Origin of the sequence: Chitinophaga sp. H8, assembly GCF_040567655.1 — a bacterium.
GTDB classification, from domain to species: Bacteria; Bacteroidota; Bacteroidia; order Chitinophagales; family Chitinophagaceae; genus Chitinophaga; species Chitinophaga defluvii.
The window spans coordinates 475,283-498,602 of the sequence record NZ_JBEXAC010000001.1; the positions used below are offsets into that span (position 1 = coordinate 475,283).

13 protein-coding genes are annotated in these 23,320 nt (G+C 43.5%); 11 read left to right on the plus strand and 2 right to left on the minus strand.

All coding sequences use genetic code 11. From position 1 onward, the window contains the following. Positions 1-97: 97 nt before the first annotated feature. Positions 98-1,531, minus strand: a complete 1,434-nt coding sequence (locus ABR189_RS01805; protein ID WP_354658727.1) for an amino acid permease — start codon at positions 1,529-1,531, stop codon at positions 98-100. Between the two features lie 362 nt (positions 1,532-1,893). Between ABR189_RS01805 and ABR189_RS01810 the strand changes: the two genes are divergently transcribed. The 7 genes from ABR189_RS01810 to ABR189_RS01840 all read left to right on the plus strand — a co-directional run bounded on the left by ABR189_RS01810 (position 1,894) and on the right by ABR189_RS01840 (position 15,455). Further along, positions 1,894-4,113, plus strand: coding sequence for a glycoside hydrolase family 20 protein (locus ABR189_RS01810; protein WP_354658728.1), 2,220 nt, complete (start codon positions 1,894-1,896; stop codon positions 4,111-4,113). 73 nt (positions 4,114-4,186) lie between these two features. Continuing rightward, on the plus strand, positions 4,187-4,789 hold the full coding sequence (locus tag ABR189_RS01815; protein ID WP_354658729.1) for an RNA polymerase sigma factor: 603 nt from the start codon (positions 4,187-4,189) through the stop codon (positions 4,787-4,789). A 54-nt stretch (positions 4,790-4,843) separates the two neighbouring features. Further along, the gene (locus ABR189_RS01820) at positions 4,844-5,986 is read left to right on the plus strand and encodes a FecR domain-containing protein (protein WP_354658730.1); all 1,143 of its coding nucleotides are present in this window, start codon (positions 4,844-4,846) and stop codon (positions 5,984-5,986) included. 318 nt (positions 5,987-6,304) lie between these two features. Continuing rightward, the gene (locus tag ABR189_RS01825) at positions 6,305-9,724 is read left to right on the plus strand and encodes a TonB-dependent receptor (protein ID WP_354658731.1); all 3,420 of its coding nucleotides are present in this window, start codon (positions 6,305-6,307) and stop codon (positions 9,722-9,724) included. A gap of 111 nt (positions 9,725-9,835) precedes the next feature. Next, a complete protein-coding gene (locus tag ABR189_RS01830; protein WP_354658732.1) occupies positions 9,836-11,575 on the plus strand; it encodes a RagB/SusD family nutrient uptake outer membrane protein in 1,740 nt (579 codons plus the stop codon). A gap of 12 nt (positions 11,576-11,587) precedes the next feature. Further along, entirely contained in the window at positions 11,588-13,663 is a 2,076-nt protein-coding gene (locus tag ABR189_RS01835) for a glycoside hydrolase family 20 zincin-like fold domain-containing protein (RefSeq protein ID WP_354658733.1), read from the plus strand. A 61-nt stretch (positions 13,664-13,724) separates the two neighbouring features. Further along, positions 13,725-15,455 carry a DUF4091 domain-containing protein gene (locus ABR189_RS01840; protein WP_354658734.1) on the plus strand — a complete coding sequence of 577 codons (1,731 nt, stop codon included), beginning with the start codon at positions 13,725-13,727 and terminating at the stop codon, positions 15,453-15,455. Positions 15,456-15,503: 48 nt separating this feature from the next. On the opposite strand, the gene ABR189_RS01845 is transcribed toward ABR189_RS01840, so the two are convergent. Continuing rightward, entirely contained in the window at positions 15,504-15,881 is a 378-nt protein-coding gene (locus ABR189_RS01845) for a 5-carboxymethyl-2-hydroxymuconate Delta-isomerase (protein ID WP_354658735.1), read from the minus strand. 151 nt (positions 15,882-16,032) lie between these two features. Here ABR189_RS01845 and ABR189_RS01850 point away from each other — a divergent pair, with 151 nt between their 5' ends. The 4 genes from ABR189_RS01850 to ABR189_RS01865 all read left to right on the plus strand — a co-directional run bounded on the left by ABR189_RS01850 (position 16,033) and on the right by ABR189_RS01865 (position 23,275). Then, positions 16,033-16,575, plus strand: coding sequence for a sigma-70 family RNA polymerase sigma factor (locus tag ABR189_RS01850; RefSeq protein WP_354658736.1), 543 nt, complete (start codon positions 16,033-16,035; stop codon positions 16,573-16,575). An 87-nt stretch (positions 16,576-16,662) separates the two neighbouring features. Further along, complete coding sequence (locus ABR189_RS01855; protein ID WP_354658737.1) at positions 16,663-17,841, plus strand: FecR family protein; 1,179 nt, start codon at positions 16,663-16,665, stop codon at positions 17,839-17,841. Between the two features lie 161 nt (positions 17,842-18,002). Further along, positions 18,003-21,482, plus strand: a complete 3,480-nt coding sequence (locus tag ABR189_RS01860; RefSeq protein WP_354658738.1) for a TonB-dependent receptor — start codon at positions 18,003-18,005, stop codon at positions 21,480-21,482. Positions 21,483-21,496: 14 nt separating this feature from the next. After that, on the plus strand, positions 21,497-23,275 hold the full coding sequence (locus ABR189_RS01865; protein WP_354658739.1) for a RagB/SusD family nutrient uptake outer membrane protein: 1,779 nt from the start codon (positions 21,497-21,499) through the stop codon (positions 23,273-23,275). Positions 23,276-23,320: the final 45 nt, after the last annotated feature.

Below are 23,320 nucleotides of genomic sequence, written 5' to 3' on the forward strand. Positions count from 1 at the left end.
CATATACTATCCTGTAAAACTATAAAAGCCGTTCTTGTAAGAACGGCTTTTATAGTTTTACAAATACAATATTTAAGCGCTGTAAATGTTTTGGAATTTAAGCCTGCTGTTTTTTTCTTTTAACGAGGAGATAACAGAGATATAAGAATATAATCCAGCCTGGTATGAGTTCTACCGGTAGCTTCAATCCTGTAATCCACATCAGGGCCAGAATACCAACAAGGAATACCAGACAGATGTAGTTGGAGAGAGGATAGATAAAAGAGGGGAATTTGGTTTTGATCTGTTCCTCTCTCTTATGCTTCTTGAATTTTAAATGCACCACACTGATCATCAGCCAGTTAATGATCAATGAAGATACTACCAATGACATTAATACCCCTAATGCTTTTTCAGGAATCAGTTTGTTGATAACGATACAAATGGCAGCAAATAATCCGGATACCAGGGTTGCTTTTACAGGCACATGGTTTTTATTCAATTTTGATAAAAAAGCAGGTGCATTTCCCTGTTCTGCCAGGCCGTAGAGCATTCGGCTGTTACTATATACGCAACTGTTATATACAGAAAGTGCTGCTGTTAAAACGATCAGATTTAATACATTGGCGATCAGGCTGGTAAAATAAATGGTTTTGCCCAAAACGCTGAACTGAAAACCCTTTAAGCTTTCAAAAACCATTACAAAGGGGCTGCTGTCCGTAGTGATACCTTTCCAGGGGGATAAGGCAAACAAGATGATCAGGGCACCTACATAAAAGATCAGAATACGGTAAATGACCTGATTGGTAGCTTTGGGAATTGTTTTTTCCGGTTGGTCAGCTTCGGCGGCAGTAATGCCTATCAGTTCCAGCCCACCAAAAGAAAACATGATCAGGGCAATGGCCGCAAATAAACCCTGAAAACCGCCCTTGCCGTCTGATTCAAGTAATCCTTTTGGAAAGAAGCCGCCGTCATTCCAGAGGTTGGTGATACTGGCCTGTGCTCCCCCGGAACCACTGATCAGCAAATAGATACCAAAAGCAATCATAGCGATGATAGCTATTACTTTTATGATGGAAAACCAGAATTCAGCTTCTCCATATACCTTAACAGAGCTTAGGTTTAATGCATTGATAGCAATAAAAAAGAAAAGGCTGGATGCCCACAGGGGAATCTCTGGCCACCAGAAATGCACGTACATGCCGATAGCTGTCAATTCAGACATACTTACCAGGATATAAAGTACCCAATAGTTCCAGCCCGAAGCGAAGCCGGCAAACGTGCCCCAGTACCTGTAGGCAAAATGGCTAAAACTACCCGACACCGGTTCTTCAACTACCATTTCGCCCAACTGGCGCATGATGAAGAAGGCGATAATACCTGCCAGTGCATAGCCTAAAATTACGGACGGCCCTGCCAGTACAGCGGCTGGGCCTATTCCCAGGAATAAACCTGTTCCTATGGCTCCGCCAAGCGCTATCAGCTGGATATGCCTGTTTTGTAATCCCCTTTTAAGCCCCTGTGTTGCTGTTTTTTCGGTTGTTGGTTTCAATGTGTATACGCTAGATGTGGTTGCAATATGAGGTAATTTCAGCAAAAGTAGGAACAGATACCGAGAAATTATTTGCCTGTTGGATAAACGGAGGGAGAGATTGTCAGTAGAAATGCCCGGCAGGCGGGAACAGCATTGTGCTGTTTTGCTGGTAGGAAGAAGGTTCCGGGTATTGTTGCTATATGGATATTAGTCTGTTTGTTTTCCGGAGATTTTATATCTTGTAGGGAGCTCATAGATCCTATACCTCCGGAATACAGGCATGAAACCGCAGATAAGAAAATTCCGGGACCTCTTGCAGCTTATATCTGTGTCTTATTTTGAATGAATGTCATTGGATAAATTAATTGAAACAATAATTCATGAAATATCTATTCCTGGTCATAGGCCTGTTGGCTGCCTGTTCTCCATCCGCAAATAAATTAATTGAGGAAGGAAAAAGTGATTACAAAATCTTTGTTGCAGATAGCGCCGCTGCGCCGGAGCAGTATGCGGCAAAAGAGCTGCAAAAATATCTTGAAAAGGTGAGTGGCTGTTTGCTGGAAATTACACATGAAGCAAAGCCTGCTGCCAAATTGATTTATGTGGGGTTCAAAGGAGCACCTGAAAGCTTGCTTAAGAACCTGCAGCCCAAGGATTTTGGGAAGGAAGAGTATATTATCCGCTCAGCTGAGGGCCAGTTATTGATTGCCGGTGGTGCTCCCAGGGGAACCTTATATGGAGTGATCGGATATTTGTCTGATCATCTTAACTGCCGTTGGTACACGCGTGAGGTAATTAAAACTCCTGAACAGCGTACGATAACGTTAGGCAAAATTGAAGACCGCCAGCATCCTGTTTTTTTATATCGTGAAGCCTGGTATCGCGAAGCATATGATCCTGAATGGGCGCTGCATAACAGGTTAAATCCTACGATAACCCCACTGGCCGATTCAATAGGCGGGAGTTATATTGCTTTCCCTTTTGCACATACTTTCAGCCAGCTGGTATCTTCTAAGCAATATTTTGCTACCCATCCGGAATATTTTGCAGAAGTTAACGGAAAGCGGCTTTATGCCGAACATCCCCAGCTTTGCCTCACTAATCCTGAAGTGTTAAGGATAGCAACGGATCAGGTCTTTAAATGGATAAAAGCGCATCCGGAAGTAAGTGTCTTTTCCATTGACCAGAATGATGGAGAAGGGAATTGTACCTGTAAAGTGTGTAAAAAAATTGATGATGCGGAGGGAAGTCCCTCCGGTACATTGTTAACTTTTGTAAACAAGATTGCCGATACTGTTGGAAAGGTATATCCTGATATTACCCTGCGGACCTTTGCTTATGCCTATACAGAAGCACCTCCGAAAACGATCCGTCCCGCAGATAATGTTACCATCCGTTTATGCCATTACGACTACTGCTCTGCCCATCCTCTTACAGGTTGCGATAATCATAAACCCTTTGTAGCACGTTTTAATGCCTGGAAAAAAATTGCAAAACGTATAACTATTTGGGACTACTATACTGATTTTGCCCAGTTTCTTATGCCTTTCCCTAATTTTGAAAGTTTCAAGCATGATATTAAATGGTATGCGGACAGGGGAGTAGAAGGCATTTTTGCGCAGGGGAACAATGTCCCTGATAATGGGGGCGGAGAATTCTCAGAATTACGTGCCTGGGTAATTTCCCAACTATTGTGGGATGCCAACCGGGATCCGCAGGCATTGGTAGACGAGTTTGTAAATAACGTATATGGTAGTGCGGCTCCATTTATAGGAGGTTACATCAAGCTGCTCCATGATCAGGTTAAAGCGGACAGCCTTGATTTCAGTATATGGTTAAGGCCAGAAGAAGTTAAATACTTAAGTGTTCCTGTGATACAAAAAGCCGATAGCCTGTTTGGGCAGGCAATGAAAGCAGCTGAAGGAGATAGCGCTTTAACTAAACGGGTAGAGCTGGCGTATTTGCCGGTTTTATATATCAAACTCTTTTTTTACTCTACAGGAGGCGTCGCTTACATCAGTAAAGAAGAGGTACCTGCCGCATATGATCGCTTTAAGAAAATTATTGCCCGCCACCGGATTAGGGCGATCAGTGAAGATGAGAAGTCTTATGGAAGCCTGGCGGGATTTATGAGGAATGTAGAAAGTGCTGCTACTTTTTACAACGATTGGTGGGTGATGGGGCCTTTTAATAACCCGGATGCTAAAGGATTGCAAACACCTTTCCCGCCTGAAAAATCATTGGACTTAAAACAAACTTACCAGGTGAATGGTAACAATACAGGTTGGCTTAAATATGATAACAAATCATCCGGTTATATTGATTTTACCAAGATATTTACGCAGACCGAAAATGTAGTAGCCTATGCCCAGCGAACCATTACCGCTGCCACTGCCCGGTCCATGAAATTTGGTGTAGGAAGTAATGATGGCGTCAAAGTATGGATAAATGGAAAAGTAGTACTCGACAGGCCTGTTGCCCGCAAAGCGCAACCTAATCAGGACATTATTAACGTAAATCTAAAGGAAGGAGCAAACACCATCCTTGTAAAAGTGGATCAGCTTAAAGGCGGTTGGGGCTTTTATTTTGCAGAATTATAATTCCAGTATAAAAGATTCGCAATAAATTACCCCGCCTAATTAACTATTTTAGCCTGACCAACTTTAAAAAATATTGTTAGATCAGCTTTCATATTATGAAAAACTGTTGTCTGAGAAGATAGCAGATGGGGATGAAATTGCATTTGCCGACTTATATGCGCTGTATGCACCTAGGCTAAAGGCGTATGCTTTTAAATTCACCCACTCAGTGGCAGATACTGAGGAAATCTTGCAGGAAAGTTTTCTGAAGATCTGGTTGCACAGGGAAAAACTTCCACAAATAACACAATTGCAGGCATGGATATATAAAGTAGTAGCCAGGGAGTGTCTGCAATGGTTGCGTAAACAAGCAGGCTGGCAAAAACAGGTAGACAAGATGGTGGATTACCACATCACTGCTACGGTATCTACCCCGGAAGAAATTGTAAAATGGCAGGAGCTGAACGCTGCAATTCAAACTGCCATTGAAAAATTGCCCGCCATCCGGCAAAAAATTTATCTTCAAAACAGGGAACAGGGGCTGAAGCCTGCTGCTATCGCGTTGGCATTGCAAATGCCGGTAGGAACTGTAAAAAACCACCTCAGTGCAGCCGTACGATCTATACGGGAACACTTAATAAATGATGGTTACCAGCTTATACCACTTGTTAGCCTGGTTATCGCTCCTCTTTTTTAACAACGCAAAAAATATTTGTGACGTTTTGCATTTAGCTGCATTATACTAATAAGCATGGAACAACAACGCATTTCTCATTTATTGGAAAAGCATCTGGCAGGGACACTGGATGATGCGGAGCGCCAGGAGCTTGAGGCCTTGATACAACAACCAGACACCGCTGCCTGGGAGGATGCTATCAGCCTGCAATTGTCCCAACAGGATGATCCGGGCGAAGCAATAGATCAGCAGGCGGCACGGGCTGCGGTGGCAAGAATCGTATCGCTGGATAAGAGAAGAATGACCGCTACATATGTACGTCCATGGTGGCATTGGGCTGCTGCGGCTGTACTGCTTTTCTGTTTGGCGGGTACTTACTTCTGGTATCAATACCAACCTGGCCTGCAGCCGGATAAAGTAGAAATGACCACGTTCGCACCAGGCACTACGAAAGCAATGCTCACATTGGCCGATGGCTCTAAAGTAGCATTGGATAGCACAGGGAATCAGCTGATTGACCAGGGGGGGACTGCTGTGCGCCAACAGGGTGGGCAATTGCTGTACGAGGCGGATAGAAATAACAAAACGGTCAGTTATAATACGCTTACTACACCCTCCGGAGGCCAATTTAAAGTGGTGCTGCCTGATGGCAGCCGCGTGTGGCTGAATGCTGCTTCTTCCATCCGTTATCCTACTGCTTTTACAGGAACAGAAAGAAGAGTGGAGCTGACTGGTGAGGGGTATCTGGAAGTAGCAAAAAATGAACATCAACCTTTCCGGGTAATAGTGAATGACCAAACAGAAATAGAGGTGTTGGGTACACAGTTCAACATCAATTCCTATACAGATGAACCGGTAGTCAGAACCACCCTGGTGGAAGGACGGGTGAGGGTATTACAGGGAAAAGCAAGTGCTATATTGCAACCAGGGCAACAGGCGATTATACAAAATGGCATCACTGTTGACAAACATGCTAATGTGGATGGTGCAGTGGCCTGGAAAAACGGACAATTTAATTTTGATGGGGCTACACTGGACGAATTTATGCGTCAACTTGCCCGATGGTATGATATAAAAGTTGTTTACAAAGGAAAAGTACCAGACAAGAGTTTTCAGGGAAAACTTGGCCGTGACCTGGATCTGTATGAAATACTGGCTGCACTTAATGATTTTGGTATCCAATATAAACTGGAAGGCAAAACATTGATAATAGAATAATGAAAAACTGATTTACGGGCAAAAACAAACAGACATGTGATATTAAAAGAATGTAGATAGCCTGCTAAAAAGCCGGAAGTGCTTGGAACCACTTCCGGCGGAAAGTCTTGGCTGATCTTAAAACAATTAATGCTTTCTCTAAGCGCAAACAGCTTTAACTAAAAAATCCAAAATCGTTACAAAAGTATGAATTTTATTCCTCTTTGTGACCGGATGGGCATGGATAGCCGCGTCCGGTTCAGAGTCACGTCATCGCAGGTAATACCGCCAGCCACTGCAACGTCTCTTCACGTTACTTGTAAAACAATTAAGAAGGTTATGAAATTAACTTCTTTCATGCTACTGTTTTTTGGATTGCATTTGTCAGGAAGATCGGTTTCACAAACAGTGACACTTTCAGGAACACATCTTAAACTTGAAACAGTACTGACCACTATTGAAAAACAAACGGGATTTATCTCCTTATACGACAGAGGAGATATGGCAAATGCACTTCCTGTTTCTGTTGCGGCTAACCGCCGTTCGTTACGTGATTTTCTGGATACGGTTTTTAAGTATCAGCCGCTTACCTATACGATCCGGAAAACAACCATATTTATAAAACCTAAGCCTTCGGGAAACACTCAGCCTGTAAGTCCGGCCAGCCTGTCGGATACTGTGCAGCTTCCTATTACAGGTAAAGTGACTGATGAAAACGGCCAGCCACTGATTGGTGTGAGTATCCGGGTGAAAGGTACCAGTGCGGGTACTGTTACAAATACGGATGGGGGGTACACTATCCGGGCAAATGCACCCACTACTTTGTTGTTTAGCTATATCGGGTATGTTCCGCAGGAAGCAGGAGTAAGTAAATCCGGTGAGTTGGATATCATTTTAAAACAGCTGCCAGCCGCACTGGAAGAGGCCGTAGTGGTAGGGTATGGTACACAGAAAAAGGCGAACCTCACAGGGGCAGTTGACCGTATAGGCGGCGAAGTGTTAAGGAACCGCCCTGTGCCGCGGCTGTCTCAGGCTTTGCAAGGACAGATAGGCAACCTCAATGTAGTGACTTCCACAGAGGGGGGAGCTCCTGGTGCCAAACAGAACCTGAATGTCAGGGGGTTTACAGGATTGGGGAATATGGCGCCGCCACTGGTAGTGATTGATGGTATCCCGGGTGGGGATATTAATACGATTAATCCGAATGATGTAGAAGATATCTCTGTACTGAAAGATGCGGCATCAAGTGCTATTTATGGCGCAACGGGTGCCTACGGGGTCATCCTCATTACCACCAAACAAGGCAAAAGAAACCAACGTGCCAGAGTAAGTTACAATAATAACATCTCTTTTGCACAGGCGATTAATGTACCACGTATGATGAACTCGCTGGACTTCGCGAACCTCTACAACGAGGCTTTCCTGAATGCCGGCAGGTCCCAGTGGTTCGATAATGAAACGATTGGCCGTATAAAAGATTATCAATCCGGTAAACTGAAGGATGAAACAGTACTTACGCCGGATGGGTTTGCCTGGATGCAATGGAATGCTGCCAATGCGAATAATGACTGGTTTAATATTTATCTGAAAGATCTGAGCAACAGTCAGCAACATAATATTGACGTACGTGGAGGAAGCGATAAGATTACCTATTATCTGGGGGCTGGTTTAAATGCGAGAAACGGCATGTTTAACTATGCAGACGAAAAGTACCGGCAGTATAACTTACGGGCTAACATCAATGGTGATGTTACCTCCTGGATGAAATTCGCTTTCCGCTCTTCCTTCAACCGGGAAAATAACGATGTGCCTTTTTTTTATGGTAACTCAGGTATCTGGATGATGGAACAGATAGCAAGGCGGTTTCCTACTGTTCCCTTACGCAATCCTGATGGTAATTATTCTTACGATTCATTTGTACCTTTCTTTGAACAGGGTGGACGTAACAAAAATACCCGTGATAATCTTAGCCTTACAGGTGAGCTGATTGTCAACCCACTGAAGGGATGGGATATTACGGCCAACTATACACTCACGACTACCGGATTTAACGATGAGCGGCAAGGGAAAACCTTTTATCTGCCACTTCCTAAAGATGGAGAATTACGCGGAGGACAATACCCGGATGAAGTAAATCGTACTTTTTCAGCTGCCAATACACATGTGATTAATTTTTTCTCTTCCTATGAAAAGCAACTGAGCGATCATTATGTAAAAGTAATGGGCGGATATATCAGGCAGGAGTATAATTACAAAGAACTTTATGGCAAGAACAGCTTTACCTATTCTCAAAACTTACCCTCCCTTGCTTTAACATATTTTCCACAACCAGTGGTATCAGATGTATTGAATGATTTTGGATTGGAGGGCTTCTTTGGCCGTATCAACTATAACTATAAGCAAAAATTATTGCTGGAACTGAATGGACGTTATGATGCCACCTCACGTTTCCTGAGTAATGACCGGTGGGCTTTCTTCCCTGGTATCTCTGCCGGCTACGTGCCTTCCAAAGAAGATTTCTGGAAGGGAATTGAAAAGACAGTGAATTACCTGAAATTCAGAGGTTCCTATGCCGCTTTAGGTGATCAGGAAAGTTTTCTGGAATGGACACCTCCCTACTATTATTATCCTTTTTATCCTGCACTGAGAACGACTACCCCTCCGAATACGAACTGGCTTTTTGGTTCTGGCGACAAACAGGCTGCTGTTACCTCTCCGGAAAAACTGGTGCCGAATAATCTGACCTGGCAAAAGCCGGTATCATTGAACCTTGGTGTGGATATGGCATTTCTTGACTGGCGGTTAAATGCGAACCTGGATTATTTTGTGCGCACTGTAAATGATCTGGTAGGGCCGGCCAAATCCCTGCCAGGTGTACTGGGTATTGCGGCTCCCAGGGAAAATAATTCCCGGATGCAAACCAGGGGCTTTGAGCTTACATTGGAATGGAAGGATAAGATTGGCAAATTACAATACCAGGTACGTGGGGTATTAAGTGACTATAAAGGAAAAATCCTGAAATACCCGAACAAAACAGGTATCCTGAGTGACTGGTATGAAGGTCAGCAGCTGGGTGATATCTGGGGCTATCGTACTATCGGGCTGTTTAAAGATGATGCGGAAGTAGCCAATGCTCCATCCCAGTCTTTTCTTTATGGCAACTGGGGTGCAGGAGATGTGCATTATGCGGATCTTAACGGGGATAAAAAAATCGACCGGGGAGATTATACCCGTGCTAATCCGGGCGATCTGGCCATTATTGGTAACGAGTCTCCCCGCTATGCATATAGCCTGACATTATCATTGCAATATGCAGGCTTCGATTTTTCTACTTTCCTGCAGGGTGTGGCTAAAAGAGATGCATGGGTATCTTCCAACTACTTTTGGGGTATTATAGGTCATGAATGGAATAGTTCTCCATTTACAGTTCACCAGGATAGATGGACACAAGACAATCCTGGAGGGTATTTCCCCAAGTTCTATATGAATGAGCAAAATGACAAAAATACACAGGTACAAACACGTTATCTGCAGAATGCTGCTTATATGCGTATCAAGAATATGCAGCTGGGTTATACACTTCCTAAAACCATCCTGCAACGATTGGATTTTGAAAAACTTAGAGTGTATGTGTCTATAGACAATTTAGCCACTTTCACCAAACAGATCAGGACCATGGACCCGGAATTGTCTATAGGGAATGGCAGACTGTATCCTTTACAGCGCACCTTTTCCTTCGGTATAAATGCAAGTCTTTAATCTGATCATAGGTAGGGATGCGATACATAACCCTGTATAGCAGCATTGAACAGAAAAGTGTATTTCACTTTGAGCGGTTCTTCCGATTCAAAAAAGATAAAAAACAAAGGAATGAAAATCATTAAACTTTTTATAGTGCTTGTTGGCATAGGCCTGGTGTCTTCCTGCCAGAAAGAGTTTCTGGAGCGCACACCGCAGGACAGGATCAGTGATGCGGAATACTGGACCAGTGTAAACGATCTGAAGCTGTATTGTAATAGCTTCTATAATCAAATGATACCAGACTATGCATATGGCAGTACCGGAATATATGGGCAGGATGCAGATCAGGGAAGTGATAATATGATTGGTATGGATTATAACACTGCATTGAACGGAGAACGTACCATGCCGGCCAGTGGTGGTGGTTGGGATTGGAGCCAGTTGAGGAACATCAATTATTTCCTGGATAATTACGGCCGGGTAAGTGGGAAAGCAGACGATATCGCGGCCTATCGCGGAGAAGCATTGTTTTTCAGGGCATGGTTCTATTTTCAGATGCTGAAAAAATTTGGTGATCTGCCATGGATCAACAAAACCCTGAATGTAGATGATGAAGCACTGACTGCTCCCCGTGTATCAAGAAGCATTATTGCAGATTCTATTATTCATGACCTTACTATTGCTATTGAGGGATTACCTTCCAAAATAAGCGCACCTCAGCAGCGGGTGACCAAAGAAATTGCCATGGCATTTCTGACCCGTGTGGCATTATATGAGGGCACCTGGGAAAAATATCATGCGGGTACCCCTTTTGGAGTAACAGGGCAAAATGGTAAGAAATTTTTTGAAGCTGCTGCCAGCGTTGCTGAAACGCTGATGAGTTCGGGTGTTCAGGGCCTTGACAATGTAGCACAGGATATGGGATACTGGAAGCTGTTTAACCAGACGGATTATAGCGGGAGCAATGAGATCATGTTCTGGAGGAGATACAGTGTGGATATGAATGTATTCCATAACTGGCCACGTTATACAGCGTGGGGGGCTGGTCGTGGTGTTACCAAAAGCCTGGTAGATGATTATCTCTGTTTTGATGGCAAACCCAGAGCAGTGAGCAAACTTTACCAGGGAGACGACAGAATATGGTCCGTTGTGGGAGAGCGTGATCCTCGTCTGGCGCAGTTGATCTATAAACCCGGTGATGCCAGGATGGTAAGGAATGGAGAAGTTGTAGACCAATTCTGGCAACCCTTATTTGCAGGGGCGGCAGAGAATAAGTGTGCTACCGGATATCAGTTGTACAAAGGGCATACTACGGACTATGACCAACAGATATCACAAAGTTCAGGATATACTGGCCTTATCCTGATCAGGTATGCGGAAGTACTCCTCAACTATGCAGAAGCAAAAGCCGAGCTGGGAACTTTTACACAGGCAGATGCAGATAAGAGCATTAATCTGTTGCGTGGGCGGGTATGGATGCCTGCTTTGCAGGTGAATGCTATTATCCATGACCCCAATTGGCTCTTTCCCAATTTATCCCCATTGCTGAATGAGATCAGGAGAGAAAGAAGGGTGGAACTGGCCTGTGAAGGGTTCCGGCATGATGATATTTTCCGCTGGGCAGAAGCTGGTCGTCTGATTAAAGGCTGGAAACCTAAAGGCGCGAAGAAAGCGCAATGGAATGGTGAGATAGATCCCATATACCTGGACGCATATCCGGTAGATGATAACGGCTACATAGATCTTTACCAGCATGTAGCAACGCTGATCAACGGCTATAATTTTAAAACCAACAGGGACTATCTGCTACCCTTACCTACACAGGAAACAACGTTGAATCCGTCACTTGGCCAAAACCCTGGCTGGTAAGCTGCAGAAAAAATGAAAATAGTTTTTAGGTACATATTGTTATGGATAATGCTCTCTGCTACAGGCCCGGTCTGTGCAGAGAACACATATCCATTGTATCCGTTCCGGTTATGGCCTATGCCACAGCAGGTGAGTGCTGTGGCTGGCCCCGGTACCCGGATTGACCAGCTGAAGGCAATACACTGGAGAAATGTGCAACAACAACCCGTATTAACAGGCATGTTTTCTCATTTGCCGGTTTCACAGGAAACCGGGCCAGGTGTTATTGTGTTTGAGCAGTCAGCAGAGGCTGCACTGCCTGAGCAGGAAGAGGGATATGTGCTGGAAGTGGGGAGGGACAGTGTGAAGGTCAAAGCCAGAAAAGAAGTAGGATTGTTTTATGGTTACCAGACCTTGCTGCAGTTGGGAGAAGATGCGCGCGACCTGGGGATTCCCATACCGGCGTGCCGTATCGTGGATTACCCTGATCTGGCAGTGAGGGCATTACATCTGGATCTGAAGCATCACCTGGATGGGATGCATTATTATTACCAGCTTATTGACAGACTGGCGGGCTGGAAGATCAATCACCTGATTGTAGAGTTTGAAGATAAATTACGTTATCGTAAAGCACCATTGGTAGGTGCCAGCCACGCTGTTGCAATTGAAGAATTTGCGATGCTTAGCCGTTATGCTAAAGAACGGCATATTGAGATAAGCCCACTGGTACAGGGGCTGGGACATGCATCATTTATTCTGAAGCATAAAGCGTATGAATCGTTGAGGGATAATCCCCGGTCAGAATGGGTTTTTGATCCCCTGCATCCTGATACCTACAAGGTGCAGTTCGCGCTTTACGATGATGCAATCGCTGCTACGCCATACGGACGTTTTTTACATGTAGGTGGAGATGAGGTGGGGGAGCTAGGGGCTTCTTCCCGTGCAAAGGCTTCCGGGATGAATGCTTTTGAATTGCAGATGCACTGGCTGAATGAAGTTTGCAACTACGTGGTAAGTAAAGGGAGGATTCCTGTTTTTTGGGATGATATGGTATTTGATTTAGCAGGCCTTTATAAAAGCACTTATGACAAGGATATGCCTGCCGGTTTGGTAGACAGCCTGTGGCGGGCTAATCTGCCTCTACTGGATAGTAACGTGCATCTTTTCCCTGATTCCTGTGTGTACATGCGCTGGAACTATGATACCCCGGAAGTGGAAGGGAATATCAATGCTATTAACTGGTACCGGAAGAATAAATTACCTGTGATGGCTTCTACGGCTGTACAAACATTCTGGCCTATGATGCCAAGACGCCAATCTAATTTTGAGCCAATCCGGAATTTTTGCCGGATTGCAATAGCACAAAAGTTGACCGGTATATTATGTGCAGCCTGGGATGACAGCTCACCGCATTACGAAACTTTTATGCGTGGTATTCATACTTTCGGAGGACTGAGCTGGCACTATCAGGAACTTACAGTAACAGCGGTGCACCAAAATTATGCGGCACGTTTCTATGGTCATTACAATGGTGAATCTGGCAACTTCCAGGATAAACTGGAAGAGGCAATGCCTTTTTGGGAAACAGCATTACTGAATAAGGGAACCCGGAACAATGCTCCGCGCAGCATGGATCTCGTAACATTGCCGGTAGAAAGTAATAGGGAATGGAGTAAAAAATACGCTGAAAAATTACAGAAAGCCAGGGTTGCTGTCGTAAACTATAAACAGATAAAAACAGCCATTGGTAAAGCGACTGGCTCAGCTCGCAGAAATCTGTATGCTTTGCAGCTATGGCAGGCGATCAATGAATTGCAGATATACCCTGCTTCTTTGCTGTTGGCATTGGAGCGGTATGACGTGGCTCCTGCTGGGGAAAAGAAAAAATACATTACAGAAATAGGTACAATCATGCAGCATTTCCCAACGCTGCGGGAGCAGTTTGAAGCTGTTTTCGGGAAAACGCGGATGTTAGGTAATCCGGTAGATTATCTGGAAGATAAGAATGTGCCCAATCACCTGGCAGCAGCTACTGCCAATAGTGACTGGATGTATATTTATGAACTTGCATTCAACGAAAAGGTAAAGAAGTGGCTCGCTGATAAATAATAAGTGGGCATATAAACACACAAAACAAAGCACCCTAAACTTTCACTCAAAAACTACGTGTATGAAAAATGTATTTTTTTCAGTGTTATCCGTATGCGCATTACTGACGGGTTCCTGCCGGCAAACTTTACTGGAATCTTCAGACAAAACGAAAAAGGAGGAGCTTGTTACAACAGCTAATGCAGATCCTTCCTTCATGTCTCTTAAACAGATTGATCCACTGTTAAAAGTATTTAAGACCGGAACTCTTGACCCGAATTGGGGGACAGATACTACTTTTACTTATCGGGGTGGATATGTGAATCTGCACTTTGTATTATCTGCAGGAGAAGCGCTTTCTAATGTGCAGGCTAGTATTATTGACCCTACAGGTATCCTTACACCATCGCAGGTGGGGTGGGTGAGGCAGGTAGGGGCCAGTCATGCTGTACCGGGGTTGGTGGGTGGATTATACTCTGCCGACAGAACTTTTCCGGATGCTATTATCAACGATGCTCCTGCCACTGTAGCTGCCGGCAACTTACAATCGTTTTGGGCCACTATCCCTATCAGCACTACACTCGGGGCTGGTGTATATAAAGCAACCTTCAAGGTAACTGCCATCAAATCCGGTACGCCGTATTCCGTGGAGCGGGAGTTTGTGGTCCGCGTATTTCCTGTTACTATGACAAGTTCGAGGTTGTTTGTTTCAAATTGGTTTTATCATACTCCGGAAAATTATGCTTTCCTGAATAATGGGATACCGGTAACGATGTATTCTACCAAATTCTGGGAGCTGACTGCTATGGTGGCAAATATGATGTCCGAATATAAGCAGAATGTAATTCACCTTAGCCCGTTGGTACTTACCCAGATCACCAAAACAGGATCTACCTATAGCTTTGATTTTTCCCGTTTTGATCAGATGGTCAACCTGTTTAAACAAACAGGCACACTTAAACGTATCGAGGGGGAGGCCATTGCCTCCCGGCTTACAGGTGCTATGGACAGCCCTTATGGTATCTGGGTACCTAATGCCACGCGTACCACAGGATATGAAAATACTTTGTTCCCTGCTACTGATGCAGGGGCCCAGAGCTTTTTAAGCCAGTTCATGACAGCACTCACACTACACCTGAAACAAAAGAACTGGTTCAATGATTATTATCAGCATGTAGCGGATGAGCCAGTGCCTGGAAATGCCTCATCCTATATCTCTATTGGAACAATGGTGAAAAATGCCGTGCCGGATATGAAAATACTGGAAGCGGTAATGACTCCCAATCTGGGCAACCTGGTGGATGTTTATGTGCCCAAAATGGATCATCTTCACGGGAATTATTCCACTTATCAGTCAAAGCAGGCAAATGGCTCGGAGGTGTGGTTCTATACCTGTAACGAACCTACAGGATCCTATGCGAACAGGTTTGTAGAGCAGCAGCTTTCGTACATGCGTATTCTGCACTGGATCAATTTTAAGTTTGGAATAACGGGGTATCTGCATTGGTCTTTATTTAATTATCCAATTATTGGTGCGGCGGATGTGTTTACAGAAACGTCCGGCACCTGGTTACCTGGTGGTGACGCTTTTATTGTTTATCCGGGATATAACAAATTCTATAAATCTATCCGGTACGAACAAATGCGTGAAGGGATCATGGACTATGAGTTGCTAAGCAGGCTGAAAGAAAAAGATGCAGCTAAAGCAGATTTGTTGGCTGGGCAGATCGCCTGGAGTTTCAGCAGTTATCAGACCAATGTTTCTATTTTCCAGCAGGTAAGAAAGGAGGCTTTGACCGCTCTGGCTTATTAGATGGGACGCCCTGGAAGTATCAGTTACTAATACTTCCAGGGATCTCTTTTAGAAATGCCGGTTCCCTTCTGTATTTAGCGGATTGATCAATGACTTATTACAATAGGTAGCTTGTTCAAAATCACTGATGTTTATGGATAAGAATGAAATGTCAGTGAACAGTGGTGCTAATCTTTCTGTAATCAACCTCGACAGGTTGGCTTTTTGGGCTGTTGTCCGGCCTTCCATAATACTCCCGAAGATGTGCAGAAAACTATGTTTCCCTTCTCCCAATTTATAATATTCGTAGCTGTTAATACGGACTTTGATATCATTCTCTGCAAATAACCCTGTCGTTTCTGCTGCATCATATACTGTATTCATGATTACATCAGCAGGTTGTAGCTCTAAAACATTTTTTGAGCATTCTATTACAAAATGAGGCATATGCTTTGTGTTTTGACTGATTCCAGGCAGGAAAATGGCCTTCGCAAATTTATTGATTATAGCTTTAAAAAATCAGTACCGAAGGAGGGGAACCTTCAGGTTAATTTGATAATCATAAAATTTTTCTACTTTTAGCGGATAAATTACCACGATGGAATCAGCCGCTTTCTCCCATATCTTCAGGGAAAATTTTCCCCTGATCTTTTCTTTTACCAGGAGGATAGTGGATGATGCGGGTGTGGCGGAAGAAATAGCAGGTGATGTGTTCATGAAGTTATGGGAACGTTTTCACAACTTTGATAATATTGGCGCCATGAAGGCATTTCTTTATGTTGTAGCGCGAAATACTTCCCTGAACTACCTCGAAGAGGTGAAACGTCGTAAAAAAAATGAAAATGAGCTCTCTCAGCTAACCGCAACAGCAACAGAGGAGGCAGCACTGCATCATATTATCCGCCTTGAGGCGCTGCAGGAAGTATATGGAGCTATTGAAGCACTCCCGGACCAGATTAAAAAAGTCATTAAATTCACCCTGGAAGGCCTGAAGGCCCAGGAAATAGCAGATAAATTAGGCACTTCAGTAAATACGGTCAGGAACCAGAAGGCAAAAGGATTGCTTTTGCTGAAAAAAGGATTATCTGGTAAAGCATTTGAAATGCTGGTATTCATATTACAATATGGAACTTTCTTATAATATTCTCCCCGAAATTATTTTTTTGCTTCCCGATAGATGAAATGACTGTTTTACTTGTTCTATAGTAGAGAACTATTAACCCATTGTATGCAGTATAGTCAAATACAGACATCATTAAGGATGGCAGCCTTGATTGGGCGTCACATAAAAGGGGAATTAAACACCACAGAAACCCAGGAACTGCAAAGTTGGATAGATGCCAGCCCGGAAAACCGTGTGATGGTGGAAGAGCTGATGAATACAGCAATCCGGCAGACTGAATGGGAAAACCTGCAGCAGCATAATGGTGAACAGGTGCTGGCGGCTATTTTAAATAAAGCAGCAGCTGACCAGAAAATAAAGCGCCTGCGGTTTATAAGACTTATAGCTGCGGCGGCTATATTGTTACTACTGGGAGGAGTAGGAATGAAATTAGTGTTAGATGGAGCACGAACATCGCCGGGCAGGACTGCACAGTATACGAATGATATCCCTCCTGGTGGCCGGAAGGCGCAGTTGGTGCTGGCAAATGGCAATGTAGTCTCCTTAGGTGTTGGCAAGGATACCACTTTTACAGAGGGGAATGGTACCGAAATAAAACAAAAGAAGGGGCAGTTGATCTATAATAATGATGGACGCAATACTCTTGCTTATAACCTGTTGACCACACCTGTGGGCGGTGAATATGAAATTACATTAGCTGATGGCACCCATGTATGGTTAAATGCATCCTCTTCTATTCGTTATCCGACCACTTTTAACGGTAAAGAAAGAAAGGTGGAAATTACCGGTGAAGCATATTTTGAAGTGGCTGGTAATGCCCAAATGCCATTTAAAGTTAAGATCAATGAACAGATGGAGGTAGAAGTACTGGGAACACATTTTAATATCAATGGATATAAAGATGAGGCAACTGTGAACACTACGTTATTAGAAGGTGCTGTTAGGGTAAAGACGAATGGTCAATTGCAATTACTTAAACCAGGACAACAAGCACAGGTAAATAGTGCCGGAGGAATCAGCCTGATAACCAATATTAATACTGAACAGGTCGTGGCGTGGAAAGATGGTCTTTTTAATTTCGATGATGTCAGCCTGCAGGAAATGATGCGGCAGCTTTCACGTTGGTATGACATTGAGGTAATATATGAAGGGAAGGTGCCTGAAATGAGATTTGGGGGAAAGATGGTCAGGAACCTGAGTTTGTCTCAATTACTAAGGGTACTGGAGCAATCAAAAGTACACTTTAGGATAGAAGAAGGGCGAAAAGTAATAGTTACACAATAGTTTTAAAATAAATCTCTATCACCAGTAAAAACAATATCCTCTAAAATGAAAGCCGAAGATGTTTCGACCATCTTCGGCAAGTAGTTAGGTTAAGCTATGAAAAAATAGTCAAAAGATCACATCCAACTAATTTATTACAACTACCAAACCAAAGTAAAGTTATGAAAAATGTTTTTTGTAACCAGGGATTTCGTGCGCCTGCTCTAAAGATGAGCTATGCCGGATACTGGTTCTCAACCAAATCTATGGGTGTTCGATTGGGAACGCTGTTTATTACAAAAAAGGAGCAGTGGTCGCAGCGTTCCGGCAACATCGGCAAAACAATTTTGAAAGCGATGAAACTAACAACATTCTTTCTCACAGTTTTCCTTTTTAATGTAAGCGCCAAAGGGGTTTCGCAGACCATCACGTTTTCAGGTAAAGGAGTCGGACTAAAAAAGGTATTTACTGCTATTGAAGAACAAACTGGTATGGTTGTCTTTTATAACAATGACCTGTTAGAACATGCAATGCCTGTTACCCTGACAGCCCGTAATATGAAGCTGGTGGATTTTCTGGAGCAGGTACTCCTGAATGAGCCATTAGGGTATGAGATTACGAACAAAATGATTGTTATCACAGAGAAAAGTAAAACAACTTTACCCCGTGGTATACCAGTTGTCTATCAGGGGCCTGTAACCGGCACTATCTTCGCCGCAGATAATAATACACCCTTACCTGGTGCTTCAATTAAAATAAAAGGTACTGCCATAGGTACCAATACAGACAATAATGGAAAGTATTCCATTAAAGCCACCCCGGGTCAGGTATTGGTGATATCTTATATTGGATATCTGGATAAGGAAATAATCGTCAAAGAAGAGGGACAGGTTATAAACATAATACTGGAACAAAAAAAAGAAGCTTTGGGAGAAGTGGTAGTTGTAGCGTATGGCACCCAGCGAAAAGAAACCGTTACCGGGGCTATATCGGCTATTTCCACTAAAGAAATCAAACAAAGTCCGGCAGCCAATCTGGCCGTGAATCTGGCAGGACGTTTGCCAGGATTAACTACGGTACAAAATAGCGGGGAACCCGGTCAGGATGTTACAAATTTGTATTTAAGAGGACAACGAACGCTGAATGGACAAGCTCCGCTGATCATGGTAGATGGGGTACCCAGAGATCTTACTTATATTGACCCCAATGAAGTTGAAAGTGTTACTATTTTAAAAGATGCATCTTCTACAGCTGTATTTGGTGTAAGGGGAGCCAATGGTGTTATTCTGGTTACCACCAGGAGAGGTACTTCTGAAAAACCACAAATATCTTTTTCAAGTGAAACGGGCATTCAGCAATTTAATAGATTACCTGATCCTGTACATTCATGGGAGCTGGCCGAAATGACCAACCAGGCATGGGTAAATGATGGGCAACCTGCTTATTCAAGGTTTTCGGAACAGGCTATTGAGCATTATCGTAAACAGGATAGGCCTGATATATATCCTGATAATGACTGGCTGGGAATGCTTTCTCGGAAGAATACCATGCAACAACGGTTTAATCTGAATGTGAGCGGGCGTTCTAAAGCAATGCGATACTTCGTGAATGTGGGGCACCTTTCCCAAAACGGATTGTGGAAAACAGAGCAGAAGGATTATAACGCAAGCAGTTCTTTAAAGCGGTATAACTTTCGTTCCAATATTGATATTGATCTGAATAAAACGTTGACCGCATTTTTAAATGTAGCCGGATACATGGAGCAGGCAAATGCGCCTAATCCTGACAGAAGCAGTGCGCAATTGTTATATTATACCTATATCTATCCTGCCACCATGCCCGGCCCACTTACGCCGGATGGTCAGGTGCTTACCACACAATCTGAATCTAATCCACCATGGGCATTTATTAACAGGTCGGGCTATACCCAGGAGAAAAGAACGAATGTTACTGCTTCTTACGGAATGGACCAAAAGCTTGATTTTATTACGCAAGGGTTATCTGCCAAGATAATGGCTTCCTTTGATGTACGAACCATTTATAATATTGATGCCCGCCAATCATTTCAGCAATGGATTATGGATGTTGTTCCAGATGAAAACGGTGTAGAGCAACCTGTTTACAGTAGAAGAGATCAGCAGGAAAATACGCCGCTTAATATGAGTGACAGGGCGCGTTTCTTCTCCTATTTTAATGTGCAGGGTTTTCTGAATTATAACCGCTCCTTTGGAGATCATGCTGTAACAGGACTCTTGCTTTATCAGCAGGATAACCAAACACAGGCAGGAGACCGCCTGCCATATAGGGTGATGGGAATTGCAAACCGTATTACCTACGGATTCAGGAACAAGTATTTCGCAGAATTTAATGGCGGCTATAATGGTTCTGAACAGTTTGCCCGGCAAAACAGGTTTGGCTTCTTCCCTTCTTTTTCCGCAAGCTGGGTGATCAGCAAGGAGAAGTTTCTGCAAAGCAATCAGGTAATTCATTTCCTCAAAATAAGGGGCTCCTATGGAAAGGTAGGGAATGACAGGTTAGGAGGGGCCCGCTTCCTTTACCTGGATAATATCAATCTTGGTGGAGGAGGATATAATCAGAGTTTATATAATGGACAGCGGATTAATGAAGCATTGGTAGGAAATCCTGCTCTTCGTTGGGAAGTGAGTCGCAAAACAAATGTAGGGCTTGAATTTGGATTGTTTAATCAATTGGATTTTGTGGTAGATGTTTTCAAGGAAAAAACGGACAATATGTTGATCAACCGTCAACAGATCCCGAAAATACTTGGCTTATCGGGTACACCGCCAGTGAATATGGGTATTGTAGACAATCATGGGTATGAGATAGAAGCAAAATACAGAAAGCGGTTTAACCAGAATCTCTCTCTTTTGGTAAATGCAAACTATAACTACGCTGCTAATAAACTCATCTTCAATGATGAGCCCATGAGATCGGAAGCATTTGCATACCGCTATCGTCAGCAGGGGTATCCGATAGGGCAGCAATTTGGTTATTTAATAGATGGCTTCTGGAATAATGCGGAAGAGATCGCAGCTTCAGGGCTCACTTACCAGGTAGGAGCGGGGCAACCCAGACCAGGTGATCTGAAATATATTGATGTAAATAATGATAAGGTAATTGATGAAAAGGACATGGCCCCCATCCTTTATTCTCCGGTACCGCAACATACGTTTGGTGGGGCGATCAGCGTCAATTACAGGAATTTTGATATCTCTCTTCTGTTTCAGGGGGTATCCAATGTTAGTAAAACATATACAGGCAATGGCATTTTTGAGATTGCGGGCGGAACCAATGTGTTTTATGATATACACCGGAATGCCTGGACACCGGAACGGGCGGCTAATGGTCAGAAAATAACCTATCCTGCATTAGGATCCAGTATGAATTCCAATCATGTAGCTAACCAGTTTTTCATTTGGGATGCTTCTTATCTCAGGCTGAAAAACTTTGAGATCGGTTATTCCTTGTCAACAAAAGCCATTGCCCGGATGAAATTGCAACAGCTACGTGTTTATGCCAATGCACTTAATCCAATTACATGGGACAGGATGCCAACAAAGGCATATGATCCTGAAATCAGCTGGGTATTGGCCTATCCCATCCAACGGGTGTTTAATTTCGGTATTAATGTAATCTTCTAACATTCTACGCAAGCATGAAAAAACAAATTATCTATACGCTTATCGGAACTTTCATCCTGCTGGGAACAGGAGGATGCCGGAAATATCTTGACATTACACCAGATGGCCGTATTACAATGGGTAATGTCTGGTCTGATCCTAAAATGACGGCTGCATATCTGAATACAGCCTATCAGGCAATGACGGTAAATCAGGGAGGAGAACGTTATTTTACCTATGCATTCCTCGAAGGTATTACAGATCTGTTTCATGATTCTGATGATCTTGAACCAGACCCTCTGGTAGCTAATATGTGGTACAGGGGAAGTCTTACTCCTTCTTATGATCCTACTCATCATTTTGCAGCCACTAGGAATGGGGATGTTTATACCGCCTACTGGGCAGGCATCCGTTCATGTAATGTGTTTCTGAAAAACATTGATCATGCCGCAGTGGATTATCCTGGTGACAGGGCACGCTTTAAGGCAGAAGCAAAAGTGCTTAGAGCCTGGTATTATATGCAGCTTTGCCGTAAATACGGACCTATGCCTGTTGTTAAGGAACCAATAGAAATTCAGGCAGAGTTTGCAAAATTAAAACGCCCTTCTTCTTTCCAGGAGATAGCAGATTATATGAATGAGGAATGGCAGGAGATGAAGAATGTGCAGGAATTGCCCTGGCGTATTACCCTCGCAACAGAAAAAGGAAGGATGACCAAGGCTGTAATGTTGTTATTGCGTTCCCAGGCGCAATTGTTTGCTGCAAGTCCTTTGTATAATAAGGAAAATGATCTGGGCAAATGGGAAAAAGCCAGGGATTATACTAAAGAAGGAATTGAACTGCTTTCAACGAATGGCAAATACCAGCTATATCATGACGCCTCATTGGGGGAGAGTTCATTTGAAAACTATTTTCTTACCAATCAGGATTTTAGCGCTTTCCCCCGGGATAAGGAGACTATTATGGAAAATCAGACAACAGAATCTATGGTTAACGGTTTTGCAACGCTGATGAATGGTTTCCCTCAACGCGGTATTTCTGAAAAGGCGGGCAGTTGCCCAACACAGGAATTGGTAGACATGTTTGATATGCAGGCAACAGGATTACCGGTATTAGAACCTGCAAAACCATATCTGGATAATAAGCATCTGCAACCCAGCTATTATACTGGCTCCGGTTATGATCCGCTAAACCCATATGCAGGAAGGGATCCACGCTTTTACGCCACTGTTTTGTATAACGGTGCATATTCTCCCGGTCCGGCTGTTTTTGTTGAAACATATATTGGTGGGGCCTCTGGTTTAAAATCTACAGACAGGCGTCATACCAGGACCGGATATTACCTGCGCAAGTTTATTAACCAGGATGTGCAAATTAATCCAGGTACTTATTGGAAAAGAATGCGGTTTGCTGAATTCTATCTGAATCTGGCAGAAGCAGAAAACGAACTTAACGGTCCTACGGAAGCGGTGAGAAAAGCAATGGAACCAATACGGACCAGGGCACATATGCCGGCTATACCTGCTGGTATTTCTTCTAAGGAGGAAATGCGGGCCTATCTGCAAAAAGAAAGAAGCGTAGAGCTTGCATTGGAAGAACAAAGGGTATGGGATGTGAGAAGATGGAAGATATTGGATAAAACTGATAAACTGGTAACAGGTATGAAAATCACTAAAACGGGGGAAAATACGTTTAGCTATACCCGGTTTGTAGTTGGAGAAAGACAGTCCTGGGCGGACAAATTCCTTTTATTCCCAATTCCGGAAACAGAGATAGCGGTATTGGGGGCTACATGGCAGAACCCAGGGTGGTAATCATCATTAAGCCGATAATCATTATTTAATCATCATCAAAAAATT

Excerpts from the sequence above, each read along its gene's own strand:
- ABR189_RS01820 (WP_354658730.1), top strand. The coding sequence starts at position 4,844 with ATGGAACAACAACGCATTTCTCATTTATTGGAAAAGCATCTGGCAGGG.
- ABR189_RS01845 (WP_354658735.1), bottom strand. The coding sequence starts at position 15,881 with ATGCCTCATTTTGTAATAGAATGCTCAAAAAATGTTTTAGAGCTACAA.
- ABR189_RS01855 (WP_354658737.1), top strand. The coding sequence starts at position 16,663 with ATGCAGTATAGTCAAATACAGACATCATTAAGGATGGCAGCCTTGATT.
- ABR189_RS01830 (WP_354658732.1), top strand. The coding sequence starts at position 9,836 with ATGAAAATCATTAAACTTTTTATAGTGCTTGTTGGCATAGGCCTGGTG.
- ABR189_RS01860 (WP_354658738.1), top strand. The coding sequence starts at position 18,003 with ATGAAAAATGTTTTTTGTAACCAGGGATTTCGTGCGCCTGCTCTAAAG.
- ABR189_RS01835 (WP_354658733.1), top strand. The coding sequence starts at position 11,588 with ATGAAAATAGTTTTTAGGTACATATTGTTATGGATAATGCTCTCTGCT.
- ABR189_RS01825 (WP_354658731.1), top strand. The coding sequence starts at position 6,305 with ATGAAATTAACTTCTTTCATGCTACTGTTTTTTGGATTGCATTTGTCA.
- ABR189_RS01865 (WP_354658739.1), top strand. The coding sequence starts at position 21,497 with ATGAAAAAACAAATTATCTATACGCTTATCGGAACTTTCATCCTGCTG.
- ABR189_RS01840 (WP_354658734.1), top strand. The coding sequence starts at position 13,725 with ATGAAAAATGTATTTTTTTCAGTGTTATCCGTATGCGCATTACTGACG.
- ABR189_RS01850 (WP_354658736.1), top strand. The coding sequence starts at position 16,033 with ATGGAATCAGCCGCTTTCTCCCATATCTTCAGGGAAAATTTTCCCCTG.
- ABR189_RS01810 (WP_354658728.1), top strand. The coding sequence starts at position 1,894 with ATGAAATATCTATTCCTGGTCATAGGCCTGTTGGCTGCCTGTTCTCCA.